Source organism: Burkholderia sp. HI2500, assembly GCF_002223055.1.
Lineage (GTDB): Bacteria > Pseudomonadota > Gammaproteobacteria > Burkholderiales > Burkholderiaceae > Burkholderia.
In genome coordinates this window covers 190,425-212,690 of the sequence record NZ_NKFL01000004.1, presented here as the reverse complement: position 1 = coordinate 212,690, position 22,266 = coordinate 190,425, and the positions used below count along the sequence as shown (strand labels likewise).

18 protein-coding genes are annotated in these 22,266 nt (G+C 67.4%); 11 read left to right on the top strand and 7 right to left on the bottom strand.

The window, feature by feature from the left end:
• Nucleotides 1–126 precede the first annotated feature (126 nt).
• The 6 genes from CFB45_RS03520 to proC all read left to right on the top strand — a co-directional run bounded on the left by CFB45_RS03520 (nt 127) and on the right by proC (nt 7,582).
• Nucleotides 127–1,536 (top strand): FAD-binding oxidoreductase, encoded by a 1,410-nt coding sequence (locus CFB45_RS03520; RefSeq protein WP_089424544.1) that lies wholly within the window; start codon nt 127–129, stop codon nt 1,534–1,536.
• A 40-nt stretch (nt 1,537–1,576) separates the two neighbouring features.
• Nucleotides 1,577–3,070, top strand: a complete 1,494-nt coding sequence (locus tag CFB45_RS03515; RefSeq protein WP_089424543.1) for an FAD-linked oxidase C-terminal domain-containing protein — start codon at nt 1,577–1,579, stop codon at nt 3,068–3,070.
• A 185-nt stretch (nt 3,071–3,255) separates the two neighbouring features.
• Complete coding sequence (gene glcE, locus CFB45_RS03510) at nt 3,256–4,344, top strand: glycolate oxidase subunit GlcE (RefSeq protein WP_089424542.1); 1,089 nt, start codon at nt 3,256–3,258, stop codon at nt 4,342–4,344.
• Nucleotides 4,345–4,661: 317 nt separating this feature from the next.
• Nucleotides 4,662–5,888 (top strand): glycolate oxidase subunit GlcF, encoded by a 1,227-nt coding sequence (gene glcF, locus CFB45_RS03505; RefSeq protein WP_089424541.1) that lies wholly within the window; start codon nt 4,662–4,664, stop codon nt 5,886–5,888.
• Nucleotides 5,889–6,019: 131 nt separating this feature from the next.
• Nucleotides 6,020–6,718 (top strand): YggS family pyridoxal phosphate-dependent enzyme, encoded by a 699-nt coding sequence (locus CFB45_RS03500; protein WP_089425846.1) that lies wholly within the window; start codon nt 6,020–6,022, stop codon nt 6,716–6,718.
• 51 nt (nt 6,719–6,769) lie between these two features.
• On the top strand, nt 6,770–7,582 hold the full coding sequence (gene proC / locus CFB45_RS03495; protein WP_089424540.1) for a pyrroline-5-carboxylate reductase: 813 nt from the start codon (nt 6,770–6,772) through the stop codon (nt 7,580–7,582).
• Between the two features lie 154 nt (nt 7,583–7,736).
• On the opposite strand, the gene ubiA is transcribed toward proC, so the two are convergent.
• The 7 genes from ubiA to recG form a co-directional block, all read right to left on the bottom strand.
• Nucleotides 7,737–8,600, bottom strand: a complete 864-nt coding sequence (ubiA, locus tag CFB45_RS03490; RefSeq protein WP_089424539.1) for a 4-hydroxybenzoate octaprenyltransferase — start codon at nt 8,598–8,600, stop codon at nt 7,737–7,739.
• A gap of 275 nt (nt 8,601–8,875) precedes the next feature.
• Nucleotides 8,876–9,364, bottom strand: coding sequence for a non-specific DNA-binding protein DpsA (gene dpsA, locus CFB45_RS03485; protein WP_089424538.1), 489 nt, complete (start codon nt 9,362–9,364; stop codon nt 8,876–8,878).
• A 105-nt stretch (nt 9,365–9,469) separates the two neighbouring features.
• Nucleotides 9,470–9,610, bottom strand: a complete 141-nt coding sequence (locus CFB45_RS38910) for a hypothetical protein (RefSeq protein ID WP_174973271.1) — start codon at nt 9,608–9,610, stop codon at nt 9,470–9,472.
• A gap of 102 nt (nt 9,611–9,712) precedes the next feature.
• Nucleotides 9,713–11,899, bottom strand: a complete 2,187-nt coding sequence (katG, locus tag CFB45_RS03480) for a catalase/peroxidase HPI (protein WP_089424537.1) — start codon at nt 11,897–11,899, stop codon at nt 9,713–9,715.
• A 100-nt stretch (nt 11,900–11,999) separates the two neighbouring features.
• Nucleotides 12,000–12,128, bottom strand: a complete 129-nt coding sequence (locus CFB45_RS39335) for a hypothetical protein (RefSeq protein WP_256978099.1) — start codon at nt 12,126–12,128, stop codon at nt 12,000–12,002.
• Between the two features lie 393 nt (nt 12,129–12,521).
• On the bottom strand, nt 12,522–13,481 hold the full coding sequence (locus CFB45_RS03475; RefSeq protein ID WP_043189592.1) for a hydrogen peroxide-inducible genes activator: 960 nt from the start codon (nt 13,479–13,481) through the stop codon (nt 12,522–12,524).
• A gap of 125 nt (nt 13,482–13,606) precedes the next feature.
• The gene (gene recG, locus CFB45_RS03470; protein WP_089424536.1) at nt 13,607–15,928 is read right to left on the bottom strand and encodes an ATP-dependent DNA helicase RecG; all 2,322 of its coding nucleotides are present in this window, start codon (nt 15,926–15,928) and stop codon (nt 13,607–13,609) included.
• 167 nt (nt 15,929–16,095) lie between these two features.
• On the opposite strand from recG, the gene queA reads away from it, so the two are divergent.
• The 5 genes from queA (at nt 16,096) to secF (ending at nt 22,201) form a co-directional block, all read left to right on the top strand.
• Nucleotides 16,096–17,163, top strand: coding sequence for a tRNA preQ1(34) S-adenosylmethionine ribosyltransferase-isomerase QueA (gene queA, locus CFB45_RS03465; RefSeq protein WP_089424535.1), 1,068 nt, complete (start codon nt 16,096–16,098; stop codon nt 17,161–17,163).
• Between the two features lie 163 nt (nt 17,164–17,326).
• The gene (gene tgt, locus CFB45_RS03460) at nt 17,327–18,526 is read left to right on the top strand and encodes a tRNA guanosine(34) transglycosylase Tgt (protein WP_089424534.1); all 1,200 of its coding nucleotides are present in this window, start codon (nt 17,327–17,329) and stop codon (nt 18,524–18,526) included.
• Nucleotides 18,527–18,782: 256 nt separating this feature from the next.
• Nucleotides 18,783–19,106: a preprotein translocase subunit YajC gene (gene yajC, locus CFB45_RS03455; protein ID WP_006476868.1), complete on the top strand. Its 324-nt coding sequence runs from the start codon at nt 18,783–18,785 to the stop codon at nt 19,104–19,106.
• A 106-nt stretch (nt 19,107–19,212) separates the two neighbouring features.
• Nucleotides 19,213–21,234 carry a protein translocase subunit SecD gene (gene secD, locus CFB45_RS03450; protein ID WP_089424533.1) on the top strand — a complete coding sequence of 674 codons (2,022 nt, stop codon included), beginning with the start codon at nt 19,213–19,215 and terminating at the stop codon, nt 21,232–21,234.
• Between the two features lie 16 nt (nt 21,235–21,250).
• Nucleotides 21,251–22,201, top strand: a complete 951-nt coding sequence (secF, locus tag CFB45_RS03445) for a protein translocase subunit SecF (protein WP_089424532.1) — start codon at nt 21,251–21,253, stop codon at nt 22,199–22,201.
• Nucleotides 22,202–22,266 lie beyond the last annotated feature (65 nt).

Here is a 22,266-nt window from a genome sequence, read left to right as displayed (position 1 = left end):
AACGCGATTATCGCAGCCCGCGGAGGCGGGCGCAGCGGGCGTTACAGCGTAGAATGGGCCGAAACCCTGCAGCACGGGAGCCGGGCCGGTGCCAACGCGCTCACCCGGATCGACAAGGAGACGTACGTGAATCACCCTGCCCAGCCGGCCGCCACGCGCCGCCCCCTTCCCCCTGCCATGCTCGATGCGCTGCGCGCCGCCTTCGGCGAGCGCGTGTCGACCGCCGACGCCGTCCGCGCCCACCACGGCCGCGACGAATCACCGTTCGACCCGCAGCTACCCGACGCCGTCGTGTTCGCGCACAGCGCGGACGACGTGCGCGAAGTCGTGTCGCTGTGCTCGCTGTACAGCGTCCCGCTGATCCCGTACGGCGCCGGCTCGTCGCTCGAGGGCCATCTGCTCGCGGTGCGCGGCGGCGTCTCGCTCGACCTGTCGGAAATGAACCGCGTGCTGTCGATCAACGCCGAAGACCTGACCGTGACGGTCGAGCCGGGCATCACGCGCAAGGCGCTCAACGAAGCGCTGCGCGACACCGGCCTGTTCTTCCCGATCGACCCGGGCGCCGACGCGAGCATCGGCGGGATGACCGCCACACGCGCGTCGGGCACCAACGCCGTGCGCTACGGCACGATGCGCGAGAACGTGCTCGGCCTGACCGCCGTGCTCGCCGACGGCCGCGTGGTGAAAACCGGCTCGCGCGCCCGCAAGTCGTCGGCCGGCTACGACCTCACGCGCCTGTTCGTCGGCTCCGAAGGCACGCTCGGCGTGATCATCGAGATCACGCTGCGCCTGCATCCGCTGCCCGAAGCCGTATCCGCCGCGATCTGCACGTTCCCGTCGATGGGCGACGCGGTGCGCACCGTGATCGAGACGATCCAGATCGGCGTGCCGATCGCGCGCGTCGAATTCGTCGATGCGCTCGCCGTGCGCTCGATCAACCGCCATTCGAACCTGACGCTCGCCGAAGCGCCGACGCTGTTCTTCGAATTCCACGGCACCGAGGCCGGCGTGAAGGAACAGGCCGAGCTCGTGCAGGCGCTCGCCGGCCAGAACAACGGCCAGGGCTTCGAATGGGCCACCCGCCCCGAGGACCGCAGCCGGCTCTGGGCCGCCCGCCACAACGCGTATTTCGCGATGCTGCAGTTGAAACCCGGCTGCCGCGCGGTGACGACCGACGTGTGCGTGCCGATCTCGCAGCTCGCCGCGTGCGTCGAGGAAACCGAGGTCGACCTGCGCGCGTCGTCGCTGCCCTGCCCGATCGTCGGCCACGTCGGCGACGGCAATTTCCACGTCGCGATCCTGATCGACCCCGACAAGCCCGAGGAAATCGCCGAAGCCGAGCACATCAACGACCGGATCGTCGAACGCGCGCTGCGCCTCGGCGGCACCTGCACGGGCGAGCACGGCGTCGGGCTGCACAAGATGCGCTTCCTGCCGAAGGAGCACGGCGACAACGCGATCGACACGATGCGGGCGATCAAGCTCGCGCTCGATCCGCGCAACCTGATGAATCCGGGCAAGATTTTCACGTGCTGACACGGTGCGCGACACCGCGCCGCCTGCTGCAGGAGACCCCATGAACGCTCCCGTCGAACTGTCGAGCGCGGCACGCGCGCAGCGCCAGCGTGAAGTCGTGCAGGCGCTGATGGCCGTGCTGCCGACACACTGCCTGCTGTACCGCGACGAAGACACGGCGCCGTACGAATGCGACGGCCTGTCCGCGTACCGCCGCCTGCCGCTCGCGGTCGCGCTGCCCGAAACGGAATCGCAGGTACAGCGGATCGTGCAGATCTGCCGCCGCATGGAGGTGCCGATCGTGCCGCGCGGCGCGGGCACGAGCCTGTCGGGCGGCGCGCTGCCGATGGCGCTCGGCGTCGTGCTGTCGCTGGCGCGCTTCACGCGCATCGTCGAAGTCGATCCTTACGCCCGCACGGCAACCGTGCAGCCCGGCGTGCGCAACCTTGCGATCTCGGAAGCCGCCGCGCCGTACGGCCTGTATTACGCGCCCGATCCGTCGTCGCAGATCGCGTGCACGATCGGCGGCAACGTCGCGGAGAATTCCGGCGGCGTCCACTGCCTGAAATACGGGCTGACGGTGCACAACGTGATGCGCGTGCGTGCGGTGACGATCGACGGCGAGATCGTCGAATTCGGCTCGCTCGCGCTCGACATGCCGGGCCTCGACCTGCTCGCCGTGATGATCGGCAGCGAAGGGATGTTCGCGATCGTCACCGAGGTCACGGTGAAACTGATCCCGAAGCCGCAAACGGCCCAGCTCGTGATGGCGAGCTTCGACGACGTCGTCAAGGGCGGCGAGGCCGTCGCGGCGATCATCGCGTCGGGGATCATCCCGGCCGGGCTCGAAATGATGGACAAGCCGGCCACGCAGGCCGTCGAGTCCTTCACGCATGCCGGCTACGACCTCGACGCGAAGGCGATCCTGCTGTGCGAATCGGACGGCACGCCGGAGGAAGTCGCGGAAGAGATCGTGCGGATGACGGCCGTGCTGCGCGAGCATGGCGCGACACGCATCCAGGTATCGCGCAACGAGAGCGAGCGGCTGCGCTACTGGTCGGGCCGCAAGAATGCATTCCCGGCCGCCGGCCGTATTTCGCCCGACTATTACTGCATGGACGGCACCGTGCCGCGCCGCGCGATCGGCCCGCTGCTCGCGCGCATCGAGCAGCTCGAAACGCGCTACGGGCTGCGCTGCATCAACGTGTTCCATGCGGGCGACGGCAACATGCATCCGCTGATCCTGTACAACGCGAACGATCCGGACGAACTGCACCGTGCCGAGCAGTTCGGCGCGGAAATCCTCGAATGCTGCGTGGAATTCGGCGGGAGCGTGACGGGCGAGCACGGCGTCGGCATCGAGAAGCTCAATTCGATGTGCGTACAGTTCTCGCCGCAGGAGCGCGATGCGTTCTTCGCGGTCAAGCGCGCGTTCGATCCGGCGGGGCTGCTGAACCCGGACAAGGGCATCCCGACCCGCGCGCGCTGCGCCGAGTACGGTCGCCAGCACGTGCGCGGCGGGCTGCTGCCGCACCCCGACCTGCCGCGCTTCTGAGCCTCACCCCCGGTACGCGGCCCGTGCCGGCGGGCGGGTCGCGGCGGCGCGCCGCGCCCGCGCGGCCCGTTCGAGCGACGGCGCAAGCATGCGGCCTGCAATACGGGGCTTAGGGATAGTCGCGATGTGGATTCGCGCCACCCCGGTACAATCGACCGAACAACAAGTCGAGGCAGCAACAGAACATGGAAGAGGACGACATCGTCGCCGGATGGGCCGAGCGTATCCGCGCCGCCAGTGCCGACGGCCGGCCGCTGCGGATTCGCGGCGGCGGCACCAAGGACTGGTACGGCCAGGCGCTCGAGGGCGAGATACTCGACACGCGCGCGTTTCAGGGCGTCGTGTCGTACGACCCGGCCGAACTCGTCGTCACGGTCCGCGCGGGCACGCCGCTCGCGCAGCTTGAAACCGTCCTCGCCGAGTGCGGCCAGATGCTGCCGTTCGAGCCGCCGCACTTCGGCCGCTCGGCCACCGTCGGCGGCTGCGTCGCGGCCGGCCTGGCGGGCCCGCGGCGCGCCACCTGCGGCGCGCCGCGCGATTTCGTGCTCGGCGTCACGCTGATGAACGGCCGCGGCGAAATGCTGCGTTTCGGCGGTCAGGTCGTGAAGAACGTCGCCGGCTACGACGTGTCGCGGCTGATGGCCGGCGCGCTAGGCACGCTCGGGCTGATGCTCGACCTGTCGCTCAAGGTGCTGCCGATGCCCGTCGCCGAAGTCACGCTGAAGTTCGAGATGACCGCGACCGACGCGGTGCGCAAGCTCAACGAATGGGGCGGCCATCCGCTGCCCGTCAGCGCGAGCGGCTGGCGCAACGGCACGCTCGTGCTGCGCCTGTCGGGCGCCGAAGCGGCCGTGAAATCCGCGAAGACGCTGCTCGGCGGCGAAGTCGTCGACGCGGTCGAGGCCGAACGCTTCTGGGCCGGCCTGCGCGAGCATACCGACCCGTTCTTCAACGGCATCCCGCCCGGCTATGCGCTGTGGCGCCTCGCGCTGCCGTCGATCACCGAACCGATGCACCTGCCCGGCACCCAGCTGATGGAATGGGGCGGCGCGCAGCGCTGGTGGATCACCGACGCCGACGCGCAGACCGTGCGAATGAGCGCGAAGCAGGCCGGCGGCCACGCGACGCTGTTCCGTGCGGGCGACGCGTACGACCGCAGCGCGGGCGTGTTCACGCCGCTCCCCGCCCCGATGATGAAAATCCACCGCGGGCTGAAGGCCGCGTTCGACCCCGCGCGCATCTTCAACCGCGGCCGGCTCTACCCCGATCTTTAGGGTCTGTTTACCGATGGAACGCACATGCGAATGCCCGAAATCGCCCGTAGGGCAAGAAGTGAGGAGCGCCGTTCGGCCTTGCCAAACGCCCCGAAGGAAGTCCCCTTGGGGGACAAGCGACGAGCGACGCCGCCATACGGGCGATTTCGGGCATTCCCGTGACATGTTTTTTTTAATTTGGGGTTGCCCCGAGAACGGCCGCTCGCCGCGTTGCGCTCCTTGGCGATACGTCAGTATTCGCGGCGTCGCGCGCCTCGCGAGCGGCCGTTCTCGGGGCAACGCATGTGCGTTCCATCGGTAAACAGACCCTAAGCTCGATGCAAACGAACCTCGCCGATTTCATCCGCAATACGCCCGACGGCGACGAAGCCGACGCGATATTGCGCAAGTGCGTGCATTGCGGGTTCTGCACCGCGACCTGCCCGACCTACCAGTTGCTCGGCGACGAACTCGACGGCCCGCGCGGCCGGATCTACCTGATCAAGCAGATGGTCGAAGGCGCACCTGTCACGCGCAGCACTCAGCAGCACCTCGACCGCTGCCTCACCTGCCGCAGCTGCGAGACGACCTGCCCGTCCGGCGTCCAGTACGGCCGGCTCGTCGAGATCGGCCGCAAGCACGTCGAGGCGCAGGTGCAACGCCCGGCGCAGCAGCGTCTCGTGCGCCGCCTGCTCGCGAGCCTGGTGCCGAACGAGGCGCTGTTCTCGCCGGTGATGCGGCTCGGCCAGCACGTGCGGCCGCTGCTGCCGAAGCGGCTGCGCGACAAGGTGCCGCCGCGCACGCGGCTGCTCGAATGGCCGCACCTCACGCATACGCGCAAGATGCTGATGCTCGGCGGCTGCGTGCAGCCGTCGATGCTGCCGAACATCAACATCGCGACCGCGCGCGTGCTGGACGCGCTCGGCATCGAGACGGTCGTCTCGCCCGACGCAGGCTGCTGCGGCGCGATCCGCCTGCACCTGAACTATCACGACGAAGCGCTCGACGACGCGCGCCGCAACATCGACGCGTGGTGGCCCCATGTCGAACAGGGTGTCGAGGCGATCGTGATGAATGCGTCGGGCTGCGGCGCGACGGTGCTCGAATACGCGCACCTGCTGCGCGACGACCCGGCCTATGCGGAGAAAGCGCAGCGCATCGTGTCGCTCACGCGCGACATCTCCGACGTGCTGCTCGCGTTCGAGGCCGAGCTCGCGACGCTCGCGCGGCGCCGCGCGATCCATACGGTCGCGTACCACCCGCCGTGCACGCTGCAGCACGGCCAGCAGTCGCGCGGCAAGGTCGAACGCCTGCTCGAGACGCTCGGCATCGATGTGCGGCTGCCGGCCGACAGCCATCTGTGCTGCGGGTCGGCCGGCACCTATTCGCTGACGCAGCCGTCGCTGTCGTACCGGTTGCGCAAGCAGAAGCTGCTGAAGCTGCAGGCGCTCGAACCGCAGATGATCGTCTCCGGCAACATCGGCTGCATCGCGCACCTGCAAAGCGGCACGCAGATTCCGGTCACCCACTGGATCCAGCTCGTCGAGCATCTGCTGTACGGCTAGCGCGTGCTCATCCGAATGACGGGTGGACGCTGGGCCTCGCGCACGGCGTCCGTATAATGGGCGAATCGATGCGTCGCGTGCCGCGGCGCATCCGCACCATGCCCGCTTCCGTGCCTGCTTTCGTGCCCGTCATGTCCGATCTCGCCGCCCGTCTCGCCTCCGTTCATCGCCGCATCGCCGACGCCGCCCGCGCGGCCGGCCGCGATCCCGCCACCGTGTCGCTGCTCGCCGTGTCCAAAACCTTTCCCGCCGACGACGTGCGCGCCGCGCATGCGGCCGGGCAGCGTGCCTTCGGCGAAAACTACGTGCAGGAGTCGATCGACAAGATCGACGCGCTCGCCGACCTGCGTGCGGACCTCGAATGGCATTTCATCGGGCCGCTGCAATCGAACAAGACGCGCCCGGTTGCCGAACGCTTCGACTGGGTCCATTCGGTCGACCGGCTGAAGATCGCGCAGCGCCTGTCGGAACAGCGCCCCGCGCACCTGCCGCCGCTCAACATCTGCGTGCAGGTGAACATCAGCGGCGAGGCGTCGAAGAGCGGCGTTGCGCCGGCCGACGTGGCCGAGGTTGCGCGCGCGGTCGCCGCGCTGCCGTCGCTGCGGCTGCGCGGGCTGATGGCGATTCCCGAACCGGCCGGCGACACCGACGCGCAACGCGCGCCGCATCGTGCGCTGCGCGCGCTGTTCGACACGTTGCGTGCCGACGGCCTGCCGCTCGACACGTTGTCGATGGGCATGTCCGCCGATCTCGATGCGGCCGTGCTCGAAGGCGCGACGATCGTGCGCGTCGGCACCGCGATCTTCGGCGCGCGCGATTACTCGCACTGAGCGCCACGCCCTTTCTGCCCTACCGTTCACTCACTTGCTCAATCGGACATCATGAAAATCGCATTCATCGGCGGCGGCAACATGGCCGCGGCCCTGATCGGCGGCCTGATCAAGCGCGGCGTTGCCGCTGACGGCCTGTATGCCATCGACGTCAACGAAGAAGTACGCGCGCGCGCCGCCCAGCAGTTCGGCGTGCGCACCGGCGCGGCCATCGACGCGACGCTCGCCGACTACGACGCGGTCGTGCTCGCGGTGAAGCCGCAGGTGCTGAAGGACGTCGCGCAGGCGCTCGCACCGCACCTGACGTCGCAGCTCGTGATCAGCATCGCGGCCGGGATCCGCGGCAGCGATCTCGCACGCTGGCTCGGAGATTACGCACGCGTCGTGCGCACGATGCCGAACACGCCCGCACTCGTCGGCATGGGCGTGACGGGCCTCGCCGCACTGCCGGGCGTCGACGCGGCGGGCCGCGAACTCGCGTCGAACGTGCTGGGTGCAGTCGGTGAAATCGTCTGGTTCGACGACGAGTCGAAGCTCGACGCCGTCACGGCCATTTCGGGCAGCGGCCCCGCGTACGTGTTCTATTTCATCGAAGCGCTGCAGGAAGCCGCGCGCCAGCTCGGCATGAACGACGAACAAGGCCGTGCGCTCGCGGTCGCGACGTTCACGGGTGCCGCGCAACTGGCCGCGCAATCCGGTGAGCCCGCGAGCGTGCTGCGCGAGCGCGTGACGTCGAAGGGCGGCACGACGGCCGCCGCGCTCGCGTCGTTCGACGCGCAAGGCGTGAAGGATGCGATCGTGCGCGGTGCGCTCGCGGCCGAAGCGCGTGCGAAGGAAATGGGCGACGAGCTCGGCCGCGCGTGAGCGCGCTGGCGGTAGCAGCCCGGCGCTCGCTGTACGCGTTGGGCGCCCCGCCCCGTTATGCTGATTTGCACGAACAGCAAAAAAGCGGCCCAGGCCGCTTTTTTGTTGGTACCGCGTCTGGCATCGCATACCGCCTGCGGTGCGATCGCGAAATTCAGCTGCCCGCCAGCAGGTAATGCACGGCGATCCCGGCGAACAGCACGCCGCCGAGCCAGTTGTTGTGCCGGAACGCCGCGAAGCACGGCATCCGCTCGCGGTCCTTGATCAGCGTGTAGTGATACAACGCGCAGCCGACCGCCGCCGCCCAGCCGGCCCAGTATGCGAGGCCGAAGCCGAGCGTCACGCCGATCCACACGTAGATGCCGAGCGTCACCGCGTAGCACAGCATCACGGCCGCGACGTCGAAGCGGCCGAACGTCAGCGCGGACGTGCGGATGCCGATCTTGATGTCGTCGTCGCGATCGACCATCGCGTATTCGGTGTCGTACGCGACCGACCAGAAGATGTTCGCGACCAGCATCACCCACGCGATCGTCGGCACCGTGTCCTGCACGGCCGCGAACGCCATCGGGATGCCGAAGCCGAACGCGATGCCCAGATAGGCCTGCGGAATCGCAAAGAAGCGCTTCATGAACGGATACGAGCCCGCGACGAACAGCGCGACGACGGACAACTGCTTCGTCAGCGTGTTGAGCGGCAGGATCAGCAGGAACGAGATGAACGCGAGCCCGACCGCGATCGCGATGGCTTCCCATGCGCGGATCTTGCCCGACGTCAGCGGCCGGTCGGCCGTGCGCTTTACATGGCGGTCGAAGTCGCGGTCGGCGTAATCGTTCATCGCGCAGCCGGCCGAGCGCATCAGCAGCGTGCCGAGCGAGAAGATCACGAGCAGCGGCCAGCGCGGATGGCCGTCGGACGCGATCCACAGCGCGTTGAGCGTCGGCCACAGCAGCAGCAGGCTGCCGATCGGCTTGTCCATCCGGACGAGCCGCAGATACAGGGGAAAGCGGGCAAGCATGGCGAAGCACCGGGAAGATAACCCCGGCATTTTAGAGCCGAGCGGCGCTTCGCGTCATGTCGGCAAGGCCCGCGGGCGCTCGCGGCCGGACGCCTGCGCGCTGCCCGCGCCCGCTGCACATGGCCGAGCGGCGACGCGCATCAATCAAGGGACAGAGCCATCGCACGCACGGATCCGCGCAGCGCGCCGGACTGGGTTCGGCCCGACGACGGTGAATCAATCAGGGCCGGAGTCACGATGCGCAGGCTTGGGCCAGCCTGCCGCGCGTTGCACGCCTACGCGAGCAACGACCGCAGCATCCACGCGGTTTTTTCATGAATTTGCAGGCGCTGCGTCAGCAGGTCGGCGGTCGGCTCGTCGCTCGCCGCATCGGCAAGCGGAAAGATCGCACGCGCGGTACGCACGACGGCCTCGTGCCCTTCGACGAGCTGGCGAATCATGTCTTCGGCAGCGGGCACACCGTTCGCTTCCGGCACCGACGACAGTTTCGCGAAATCACCGAAGGTGCCCGGCGCGACGACGCCGAGCGTGCGAATGCGTTCGGCGACTGAATCGACCGCGAGCCACAGTTCGTTGTACTGCTCCTCGAACATCAGGTGCAGCGTGTTGAACATCGGGCCCGTGACGTTCCAGTGGAAATTGTGGGTCTTCAGGTACAGCGTGAACGTATCGGCAAGCAGGCGCGACAGGCCTTCCGCGATCTTCTTGCGGTCCTTGTCGCTGATGCCGATGTTGATCTGGGCAGCTTGAGTTTTCCTGGCCATGTTCCGTACTCCTTATTCAATGAAACAGAGCAATGAAAGTGAATCGGACTACCTGCCTATAGATACCACACCTGCCGCACGCGCGTGGCGAGCGAAACGCCTCGCTCAGGCGGCCGCGATCGCGTGCAGCGCCTGCGACACCAGTTCGGCCGCCCCGCCGATGACGATGGCGGATCCGACGACGTATCGCGCGACCTCTGCCGGCGACGCCAGTACAGCGCGCGTTTTCAACATCATTTGCGTCATGATCGTCACTCCTTCAACAACACTCAGGGTCAGGAAGAAACGGCCGGCCGGACGACCGGCCGTTTCCCGTTACTGCCTCACCGCACTACCGCGCGGCGACGCTTACGCGAGGTCGAAGCGGTCCAGGTTCATCACCTTGTTCCAGGCCGCGACGAAGTCGTGCGCGAACTTCTCCTTCGCATCCGCGCTGCCGTACACCTCGGCAAGCGCACGCAGTTGCGCATGCGAGCCGAAGATCAGGTCGACGCGCGAGCCCGTCCACTTGACCTGCCCCGTCGCCCGATCGCGCCCTTCGAACACGTCGTTCGCGGCCGACACCGGCTTCCATTCCGTGCCCATGTCGAGCAGGTTCACGAAGAAGTCGTTCGTCAGCGCTTCCGGACGATCGGTGAACACGCCCAGCTTCGCATCGCCGGCGTTCGCACCCAGCACGCGCAGGCCACCGACGAGCACCGTCATCTCGGGCGCGGTCAGCGTCAGCAGTTGCGCCTTGTCGACCAGCAGCGCCTCGGCCGGCGTCTTGTATGCGCTCTTCAAGTAGTTGCGGAAACCGTCCGCGACCGGCTCGAGCACGGCCATCGCTTCGATATCGGTCTCTTCCTGCGACGCATCCGCACGGCCCGGTGCGAACGGCACCGTCACCGCGACGCCCGCGTTCTTCGCAGCCTGCTCGACACCGGCCGCACCGGCCAGCACGATCAGGTCGGCGAGCGACACCTTCTTGCCGCCCGTCTGCGCATCGTTGAACGCCTTCTGCACGCCTTCGAGCGTCTCGAGCACCGTCGCGAGTTCAGCCGGACGGTTCACTTCCCAGTCCTTCTGCGGCGCCAGGCGGATACGCGCACCGTTCGCGCCGCCGCGCTTGTCCGACCCGCGGAACGTCGCAGCCGACGCCCATGCGGTCGACACGAGCTGCGACACCGACAGGCCCGTGGCCAGCACCTTCGCCTTCAGCTCGGCGACGTCGGCGGCGTCGATCAGCGGGTGATCGACCGCCGGGATCGGGTCCTGCCACAGCAGATGTTCCGCCGGCACGTCCGGGCCGAGATAGCGGGAACGCGGGCCCATGTCGCGGTGCGTGAGCTTGAACCAGGCGCGCGCGAACGCGTCGGCGAACTCGGCCGGGTTCTCGTAGAAGCGGCGCGAAATCTTCTCGTAGGCCGGATCGAACCGCAGCGACAGGTCGGTCGTCAGCATCGTCGGGCGATGCTTCTTCGACGCGTCGAATGCATCCGGAATCACCTCGCCTGCATCCTTCGCGACCCACTGGTGCGCGCCGGCCGGGCTCTTCGTGAGCTCCCACTCGTAGCTGAACAGGTGCTTGAAGAAGTCGTTGCTCCACTGCGTCGGCGTCGACGTCCACGTGACTTCGAGGCCGCTCGTGATGGCATCCTTGCCCTTGCCCGTGCCGAACGTGCTCTTCCAGCCGAGCCCCTGCTGCTCGAGGCCCGCGGCTTCCGGCTCGGGGCCGACGTTCGACGCCGGACCGGCGCCGTGCGTCTTGCCGAACGTATGGCCGCCCGCGATCAGCGCGACCGTCTCTTCGTCGTTCATCGCCATGCGCGCGAACGTCTCGCGGATGTCATGCGCGGCGGCGACCGGGTCGGGGTTGCCGTCCGGACCTTCCGGGTTCACGTAGATCAGGCCCATCTGCACCGCGGCGAGCGGGCTTTCGAGCTCGCGCTTGCCCGAGTAGCGGCTGTTCGGGCCGCCGCTCAGTTCCAGCCAGATCTTTTCCGAACCCCAGTACACGTCGTCCGGTTCCCACGTATCGACGCGGCCGCCGGCGTAGCCGAAAGTCTTGAAGCCCATCGATTCGAGCGCGACGTTGCCGGTCAGGATCAGCAGGTCGGCCCACGAGATGTTGCGGCCGTACTTCTGCTTGATCGGCCACAGCAGGCGGCGCGCCTTGTCGAGGCTGACGTTGTCCGGCCAGCTGTTGAGCGGCGCGAAGCGCTGCTGCCCGCCGCCCGCGCCGCCGCGGCCGTCGGCCGTGCGGTACGTGCCGGCGCTGTGCCAGGCCATGCGGACGAACAGGCCGCCATAGTGGCCGAAGTCGGCCGGCCACCAGTCCTGCGACGCCGTCATCAGTGCGTGCAGGTCCTGCTTCACCGCCTCGAGGTCCAGCTTCTTGAACGCTTCGGCGTAGTCGAAATCCTTGTCCATCGGATCGGACAGCGCCGAATGCCGATGCAGGATGTTCAGGTTCAGCTGATTCGGCCACCAGTCCTTGTTCGTCGTGCCGCCACCAGCGGTGTGGTTGAACGGGCACTTCGTTTCGTTCGACATGCTTTTTCTCCTTGTCTTGCTCGTAGGCCCCCACGTGCCAGGCGCGGTTCGTGGAGCATTGCGGGGGGATGAAACGGAACAGGCGGTTCCTCCTGTCGTACTACGGGACGTCGTGCGCGGCCTGCGACCCGCTTTCCCGCTGCGACGCGCCGCAGGCGGGGCGCTCGGGAAAGCGGCTGCCGGCAGTCGTCGTGCCGGCGAGGCGGTCGGCTTTTCGGGTATCGGACATGCAATGCTCCCTCATGGCTCGGCGGCAGTTAGTCGGGGGAACACAGGACCGGTGTGCGGCGGCACTCATCCGCCATACACACGATCCGCCAGGTACGCGAACGCAATCGGACGCAGGCTGCGAACCGCCGCCCTGGCGCGATGTACGACCGCGTCGCGCGACGGGATGTTCCGCTGCGCGTGCTGCAATACCGACCGCATCATGACATCCTCCTTTGACGCTTGCATCCAACGTGCTGATCGGTCGTCGACATCACGCCGATCCATGGAGAAGATTCTATCTACATCTATCAATTAATTGAATTTGATAAATTTCATCTATTCGATAGAGAAAAATAAACGGGGTCGCAAGACCCCGTTCATCGTGCTGCCACACGCGCATGCAGGAGCGTGCTCAGTTCATCGTCGCCGGCATGTCGAGCTTCGCGACACCCGGCAGCTCACACGCGGAAATCGCGTCGCTGATCGCGTCGATCGCGGGCATCCGCGTGAAGCTCTTGCGCCACACGAGCACCACGCGGCGGTCGGGCACCGGCTCGTTGAACGGCACGTATGACAGCAGTTCGGCATCGGGGCCATTCGCGCGCGGGCCGACCTCGGCGACCGACATCCGCGGCAGCACGGTGATGCCGACACCGCTTGCGACCATGTGGCGGATCGTCTCGAGCGACGAGCCCTCGAAGGTCTTCTGGATGCCGTCGGCCGTCTGCGAGAAGCGCATCAGTTCCGGGCACACGCCGAGCACGTGATCGCGGAAGCAGTGGCCGTTGCCGAGCAGCAGCATGGTTTCCTGCTTGAGATCCTCGGCGTCGATTTCCTCGCGCTTTTCCCACGGATGGCCGGCGGGCAGCGCGACGACGAACGGTTCGTCGTACAGCGGGCGCACCATCAGGCCGGTTTCCGGGAACGGCAGCGCCATGATCGCGGCGTCGATCTCGCCCTGCTTGAGCAGTTCGAGCAGCTTCAGCGTGTAGTTTTCCTGCAGCATCAGCGGCATCTGCGGGACACGCTGGATCATCTGCTTGACGAGCGTCGGCAGCAGATAGGGCCCGATCGTGTAGATCACACCGAGGCGGAACGGGCCGACCAGCGGATCCTTGCCCTGCTTCGCGATCTCCTTGATCGCGAAAGTCTGCTCGAGCACGCGCTGCGCCTGCGTGACGATCTGGTCACCGATCGGCGTGACGCTCACTTCGCTCGCGCCGCGTTCGAAAATCTGCACGTTGAGCTCGTCTTCGAGCTTCTTGATCGCCACCGACAGCGTCGGCTGGCTCACGAAGCATGCTTCGGCCGCGCGGCCGAAGTGCCGTTCGCGCGCGACCGCGACGATGTATTTCAATTCAGTCAGCGTCATTGTGGGTCAATCAGAGATATACAAGCTATAGGTTTAATTTATACACCCTGTGACACCGGTTCGCCAAGTTTCTCAGCATCGGAATGCTTCAAACGGCGGTTTTAAATCCGGCCCGGACCCGCGGATCAGGCCTTCAGATACTGCTCCCGCGCACCGAGCCAGCGCGCGAGATGCTGCGTGACGACCTCCGGATACGCGGCAATCAGCCGCGACGCGGCTTCGCGGGCCGGCTCGATCAACCAGCCGTCGGTCTCGAGGTTCGCGAAGCGCAGCATCGCCGCGCCCGACTGGCGTGCGCCGAGGAATTCGCCGGGGCCGCGGATCTCGAGGTCGCGCCGCGCGATCTCGAAGCCGTCGGTCGTCTCGCGCATCGTCTTCAGCCGCTCGCGGCCTGTGAGCGACAGCGGCCCCGTGTACAGCAGCACGCACACCGACGCCGCGGTGCCGCGCCCGACCCGGCCGCGCAGCTGGTGCAGCTGCGCAAGGCCGAAACGCTCGGCGTGCTCGATCACCATCAGCGACGCGTTCGGCACGTCGACACCGACCTCGATCACGGTCGTCGCGACGAGCAGTTGCACGTCGTTGCGCGTGAACGCTTCCATCACGGCCGCCTTGTCGGCCGGCGACAGCCGGCCGTGCACGAGCCCGACCTTCAGCTCCGGGAGCGCGGCGGCCAGCGTCTCGTATGTCTCGACGGCCGTCTGCAGTTGCAGCGTCTCGCTCTCCTCGATCAGCGGGCACACCCAGTACACCTGGCGCCCGGTCAGCGCGGCCTCGCGCACGCGGGCGATCACCTCCTCGCGCCGCGCATCGCCGACGAGGCGCGTCAGCACCGGCGTGCGGCCCGGCGGCAGCTCGTCGATCGTCGAGACTTCGAGATCGGCGTAATACGTCATCGCGAGCGTGCGCGGAATCGGCGTGGCCGACATCATCAGCTGGTGCGGCTGGAAGTCGCGCGCGCCGTTGGCCGCGTTCGCGGCCTTCGCACGCAGCGCGAGCCGCTGCTCGACGCCGAAGCGGTGCTGTTCGTCGACGATCACGAGGCCGAGCCGCGCGAATTCGACCGTGTCCTGGATGATCGCGTGCGTGCCGATCACGAGCTGCGCGGTGCCGAGCGCGGCCGCCTCGATCGCCGCGCGCTTCTCCTTCGCCTTCAGGCTGCCCGCGAGCCACGCGACCGTGACGCCCAGCGGCTCGAGCCACGCGCGCAGCTTGCGCGCGTGCTGCTCCGCGAGGATTTCGGTGGGCGCCATCAGCGCGGCCTGGTAGCCGGCGTCGATCGCCTGCGTGGCGGCCAGCGCCGCGACGACCGTCTTGCCGCTGCCGACGTCGCCTTGCAGCAGGCGCTGCATCGGGTGCGCAAGGGTAAGATCGTTCGCGATTTCGTCGACGACGCGCGCCTGCGCGCCCGTCAGCGTGAACGGCAGCGCGGCGTAGAGCCGGGTCGTCAGTGCCTCGGCATCGCTCGCGGCGCGGCGCGGCATCGCGGGCGCCGCACGCGTGCGGCGCTCCTCGTGCGCCCGCTTGAGCGACAACTGCTGCGCGAGCAGCTCCTCGAACTTGATGCGCGTCCACGCCGGATGCGAGCCGTCCATCAGCGCGGCTTCGTCGGAATCGACGCGCGGGTGGTGCAGGATGCGCACCGCCTGCTCGAGCGTCGGCACGTCGAGCGGCTTCAGATAGTCGCGCTGGATCTCGGGCGGCAGCAGCTCGGGCAGCGGCGTGCGCTCGACCGCGTTCTCGATCGCCTTGCGCAGATAGGCCTGCGACACGCCGGCCGTGCTCGGATAGACGGGCGTGAGCACCTGCGGCAGCGGTGCATCCGCTTCGACCACGCGCACCGCCGGATGCACCATCTCCATCCCGAAGAAACCGCCGCGCACGTCGCCGCGCACGCGCAGCCGCTGGCCGACGGCCATCTGCTTGACCTGCGAGCCGTAGAAATTCAGGAAGCGCAGCACGAGATGCTCGCCGTCGTCGTCCTGGATCTTCACGACCAGCTGGCGGCGCGGCCGGTATGCGACCTCGTTGTCGAACACGACGCCTTCGGTCTGCGCGATGCCGCCCGGCAGCAGCTCGCCGATCGGCGTGAGCGTGGTTTCGTCCTCGTAGCGCATCGGCAGATGCAGCACGAGATCGATCGAGCGCGTGAGGCCGAGCTTCGCGAGCTTGTCGACCGTCTTCACGGGTTTATCGGCGGCGGGCTTCTTCTTGCGCTTCGCGCCGGCCGCGTCGCTTTCAGCCGCGCCATTGGCATCGGGCGCGGCGGCGGCCGGCTGCGCGAGCCTGCCGTCGGCGCCGCGCTTCGGGCCGGCGCGGCGCGGGGCGGCGCGCTCCGCGGAATCACGCTCGCCCGCGCGTTGCGCGGGCGGCGCGACATCGTCCGCGTCGAACGGATCGGCGGAATCGGCAACGGCAGCGGGGGAACGGCGTGGTGACACAGGCATCGGATCGTCTGGGTGCTTCGCAAGGCAAGTACAATAGCGGCTTTCACGTCGTCCGAACGAACGACGCCGGCCAGGCCGCGCATCCCGCCATCATAGCGGCTCGCGCGCCCGATTTACGCGTTTCCGCCCCGCCGGCGACGCCCGCCGGCCGCTTCGAACCAGCCCGCATGTTCACGCTTTCCGATTTCGATTTCAATCTGCCTCCCGAGCTGATTGCACAAACCGCGCTGCCCGATCGCACCGCGAGCCGCCTGCTCGAGGTCGACGGCACCGTCGCGCCCGCACGCCTGGTCGACCGCCATTTCACCGCGCTGCCGTCGTGCATCGCGGCCGGCGACCTGCTCGTCTTCAACGATACCAAGGTGCTGAAGGCGCGCTTCTTCGGCCAGAAGGCCAGCGGCGGCAAGATCGAGGTGCTGATCGAGCGCGTGACCGGCACGCACACGGCGCTCGCGCAGATCCGCGCGAGCAAGTCGCCGGGCGCCGGCACGACGCTGCGGCTCGCCGATGCGTTCGACGTGACGGTGGGCGAGCGCGTCGACCCGTTCTTCACGCTGAACTTCCCTGCGCCGTGCCTCGACCTGATCGAGCAGTACGGCCGCCTGCCGCTGCCGCCCTATATCGAACACGATCCGGACGCGACCGACGAGACGCGCTACCAGACCGTCTACGCGAGCAACCCGGGCGCGGTCGCAGCGCCTACGGCCGGGCTGCACTTCGACCAGCCGATGCTCGACCGGCTCGACGCGATGGGCGTCGAGCGCGCGACGCTGACGCTGCACGTCGGCGCCGGCACGTTCCAGCCGGTGCGCGTCGACAACATCGCCGAGCACAAGATGCACAGCGAGTGGTACGACCTGCCGCAGTCGCTCGTCGACAAGATCGCCGCGACCCGTGCGCGCGGCGGCAACGTGATCGCGGTCGGCACGACGTCGATGCGCGCGCTCGAAGCCGCGGCGCGCGCGGCCGACGAAGCGGGCCGCCCGCTCGCGGCCACGCAGGCCGAAACCGACATCTTCATCACGCCCGGCTATCGTTTCCGCGTGGTCGACCGGCTCGTCACGAACTTCCACCTGCCGAAGTCGACGCTGCTGATGCTGGTGTCCGCGTTCGCGGGCGTCGAGACGATCCGCGCCGCGTACCGGCACGCGATCGACGAGCGCTACCGCTTCTTCAGCTACGGCGACGCGATGCTGCTCACGCGGCGCGACACGCCGGAGGCGCCGAGCGCGTAAGCACGGCATGCGCGACGGCCCTCGCACCGCGCGGCCGTCGCGCCCCCGTTTTCCCGCCGCGCGCGCTACGATGGCGCGCACCTGTTTTCTTCCCCGCCGCCGGCTTTCGGCGGCGTTTCCAACATGCGCCGGACTGTTTTCCGGTAGCAAGGAGCACCCTACGATGACCGAAGGTTCATCCCACGATACGCACGCTGATACGCACGCCCCCGTGCAGGACCGCCCGGCGAACGGGCTCGAATTCGAACTGCTGACGACCGACGGCCATGCGCGCCGCGGCCGCGTGAAGCTCAACCACGGCGTGGTCGAGACGCCGATCTTCATGCCGGTCGGCACGTACGGCACCGTGAAGGCGATCCAGCCGCGCGAGCTGCACGAGATCAAGGCCCAGATCATCCTCGGCAACACGTTCCACCTGTGGCTGCGCCCGGGCCTCGACACGATCGACGCGCACGGCGGCCTGCACGCCTTCATGGGCTGGAACAAGCCGATCCTGACCGACTCGGGCGGCTTCCAGGTGTTCTCGCTCGGCGACCTGCGCAAGATCACCGAGGACGGCGTGACTTTCGCGTCGCCGATCAACGGCGACAAGCTGTTCCTGTCGCCGGAAGTGTCGATGCAGATCCAGAAGGTGCTGAACTCCGACGTCGTGATGCAGTTCGACGAGTGCACGCCGTATGCGACCAACGGCGTGCCGACCACGCACAAGGAAGCGGCCGACTCGATGCGCATGTCGCTGCGCTGGGCGAAGCGCTCGCTCGACGAGTTCAACCGGCTCGGCAACCCGAACGCGCTGTTCGGGATCGTCCAGGGCGGGATGTTCGAGGACCTGCGCGACGAATCGCTCGCGGGCCTCGCGGAACTCGGCTTCCACGGCCTCGCGATCGGCGGGCTGTCGGTCGGCGAGCCGAAGGAAGACATGATGCGCGTGCTGCGCCACGTCGGCCCGAAGCTGCCGGCCAACAAGCCGCACTACCTGATGGGCGTGGGCACGCCGGAGGACCTGGTCGAGGGCGTCGCCAACGGCGTCGACATGTTCGACTGCGTGATGCCGACCCGCAACGCGCGCAACGGCTGGCTGTTCACGCGCTTCGGCGACGTGAAGATCCGCAACGCGACGCACAAGAACTCGCTGAAGCCGCTCGACGCGAGCTGCACGTGCTACACGTGCCAGAACTTCTCGCGCGGCTACCTGCATCACCTGCACCGCGTGGGCGAGATCCTCGGCGCCCAGCTCAACACGATCCACAACCTGCACTACTACCTGCAGCTGATGAGCGAGATCCGCGAAGCGATCGAGACCCACACGTTCGACGCGTTCCGCCAGCGCTTCGCGGAGGATCGCGCCAGAGGGGTCGACTGACGGACGGTCGCGCCGCCCTTGATAAGACAAGCACTAAACGGATCGAAAATCTTTTGGGACTCGTCCTAAACAAGCGCGTCCCAACTGCCGCTCGGAACCGACAAACATTACAATTGCCTTTCCATACAAGTCGCAACGGTACCGGTTCACGCTTTAACAGCTTGATCCGAAAGCGCATTTGCCGATCCGTTTGCGCATGGGGCCGGTGGTAGAATAACCGGCTTATTTTTCGATCTTCCCCTACGGAGAGACCAACGTGCCGTTCATTTCCAACGCGTTCGCCCAAGGTGCCGGTGGCGCCGAATCGAGCCTGATGAGCTTCCTGCCGCTCATCCTGATGTTTGCCGTGCTCTACTTCATCATGATCCGTCCGCAGATGAAGCGTCAGAAGGAGCACCGCAACATGCTCGCGGCCATGGCCAAGGGCGACGAAGTCGTCACGAGCGGCGGCCTCGTGGGCAAGGTGACGAAGGTCACCGAAGGCTACATCGGCGTCGAAATCGCCGAAGGCACCGAAATCACCGTGCAGAAGGCCGCGGTCACGACCATTCTGCCGAAGGGCACGATCAAGTCGCTGTAAGCCCTTCACCGAGCGTCCGGCTCCCCGCGCCGTGCCCGCCTGAGAGAGCGGGCCGCCGCGGCGCCGGACGCGACGCTTTCACGCCAACCACCCGTTCGGCCCCCTCATGAATCGTTATCCACTCTGGAAATATGTCGTGATGGTCGTGGCGCTCGCCATCGGCCTTCTGTACACATTGCCCAACTTCTTCGGCGAATCGCCGGCGGTGCAGGTGTCGAGCGGCAAGGCCACGGTCAAGCTCGACTCGACCACGCTGACCCAGGTCGAATCGGCGCTCGCCTCCGCGCAGATCACGCCGGACGACGTCACCTTCGAGAACACGGCGACCAACGCGAACATCCGCGTGCGCCTGAAGGACACCGATACGCAGCTGCGCGTCAAGGACCTGCTGCAGAAGTCGCTGAACACCGACCCGAACGATCCGCAGTACGTCGTCGCCCTGAACCTGCAGAGCGCGTCGCCGCGCTGGCTGACCTCCCTGCACGCGCTGCCGATGTATCTCGGCCTCGACCTGCGTGGCGGCGTCCACTTCCTGCTCCAGGTCGACATGACGGGCGCGCTCACGAAGAAGCTCGATTCCGACGCGTCCGACGCGCGCACGCTGCTGCGCGACAAGAACATCCGCGACGGCGGCGTGAGCCGCGTCGACCAGTCCGTGGTCGTCAACTTCAGCGATGCGCAGACGGCGGAAGACGCCCGCAAGCTGCTCGCGCTGTCGATCACCGAACTGCAATGGGCGACCCAGCCCGGCGGCGGCGGCACGCAGGTCGTCGGCACGTTCACGCCGGCCGTGCAGAAGTCCGTCGAGGACGCCGCGCTCAAGCAGAACCTGACGACGCTCCACAACCGCGTGAACGAACTCGGCGTGTCCGAGCCGATCCTGCAGCAGCAAGGTAGCGACCGCATCGTCGTCGAGCTGCCGGGCGTGCAGGACACCGCGAAGGCGAAGGACATCATCGGCCGCACCGCGACGCTCGAGGCGCGCCTCGCCGATCCGATCAACACGCACCCGAACCCGAACGACCCGGTGCCGCCGGGTGAAGAGCTGTTCACGCAGGGCAACCAGGCGCCGGTGCTGCTGAAGAAGGACGTGATCTTCACGGGCGACCGCATCATCGATGCATCGGCCGGCTTCGACGATCACCAGCGTCCGTCGGTCAACATCCGCCTCGATTCGGCGGGTGGCCGCTCGGTGCGCGCGGTCTCGCGCGAGAACATCGGCAAGCCGATGGCGATGGTGCTGTTCGAGAAGGGCAAGGGCGAAGTGCTGACGGTCGCGACGATCCAGTCGGAACTCGGCGACCGCTTCCAGATCACCGGCCAGCCGACGCCGCAAGCCGCGGCCGACCTCGCGCTGCTGCTGCGCGCCGGTTCGCTCGCCGCGCCGATGGACATCATCGAGGAACGCACGATCGGCCCGAGCCTCGGCGCCGACAACATCAAGATGGGCATCCACTCGGTGATCTGGGGCTTCTGCGCGATCGCCGTGTTCATGATCGCGTACTACATGCTGTTCGGCGTGATCTCGGTGATCGGCCTGTCGGTGAACCTGCTGCTGCTCGTCGCCGTGCTGTCGCTGATGCAGGCGACGCTGACGCTGCCCGGTATCGCCGCCATCGCGCTCGCGCTCGGTATGGCGATCGACGCGAACGTGCTGATCAACGAGCGCGTGCGTGAAGAACTGCGCGCCGGCCAGCCGCCGCAGACCGCGATCCAGGCCGGCTACGCGCATGCGTGGGCGACGATTCTCGACTCGAACGTCACGACGCTGATCGCCGGCCTCGCGCTGCTCGCGTTCGGCTCGGGTCCGGTTCGCGCGTTCGCGATCGTGCACTGCCTGGGTATCCTGACGTCGATGTTCTCCGCGGTGTTCTTCTCGCGCGGGATCGTCAACCTCTGGTACGGCGGCCGCAAGAAGCTGAAGTCGCTCGCGATCGGCCAGGTGTGGAAGCCGGAAGGCGCCGCTGCCGCCGCGTCGTTCACCGACGCCGACGAATCGACCGACACCGCACGCGCCGCGAAGCTCGCCGCCCCCGCGAAGGGCAACGCGCCGCGCGCCGGCAAGCCGCAGCTGCGCAACCGCGCGCAGCAGGGCGTGTCGCCGAAGAAACCGGGCTCGACCCAATAAGGCCCCGGAGAAGACCATGGAATTTTTCCGCATCCGTAAAGACATTCCGTTCATGCGGCACGCGCTGGTGTTCAACGTGATCTCGCTGGTCACGTTCCTCGCCGCCGTGTTCTTCCTGTTCCACCGCGGGCTGCACCTGTCCGTCGAATTCACCGGCGGGACGGTGATCGAGGTGCAGTACCAGCAGGCCGCTGAACTCGAGCCGGTGCGCGCGACGCTCGGCAAGCTCGGCTACGCCGACGCGCAGGTGCAGAACTTCGGCACGTCGCGCAACGTGCTGATCCGCCTGCAGCTGAAGGAAGGCCTCACGTCCGCGCAGCAGAGCGACCAGGTGATGGGCGCGCTGAAGGCGCAGAACCCGGACGTCACGCTGCAGCGCGTCGAGTTCGTCGGCCCGCAGGTCGGCCGGGAGCTCGCGACCGACGGCCTGCTCGCGCTCGCGTGCGTCGTGATCGGCATCGTGATCTACCTGTCGTTCCGCTTCGAGTGGAAGTACGCGGTGGCCGGCATCATCGCCAACCTGCACGACATCGTGATCATTCTCGGCTTCTTCGCGTTCTTCCAGTGGGAGTTCTCGCTGGCGGTGCTCGCGGCGATCCTCGCGGTGCTCGGCTACTCGGTCAACGAGTCGGTCGTCATCTTCGACCGGATCCGCGAAACGTTCCGCCGCGAACGCAAGATGAGCGTGCAGGAAGTGATCAACCACGCGATCACGACCACGATGTCGCGTACGATCATCACGCACACGTCGACCGAAATGATGGTGCTGTCGATGTTCTTCTTCGGCGGCCCGACGCTGCACTACTTCGCACTCGCGCTGACGGTCGGCATCATGTTCGGCATCTACTCGTCGGTGTTCGTCGCGGGCTCGCTCGCGATGTGGCTCGGCATCAAGCGCGAAGACCTGATCAAGGAAAAGAAGTCCGCGCACGATCCGGACGATCCGAACGCAGGCGCGCAGGTTTAAGCGCCACGCTGCTTCGGCACAGACGAAAAGCCGGCCCGGTTGGGCCGGCTTTTTCATGCCCGCGC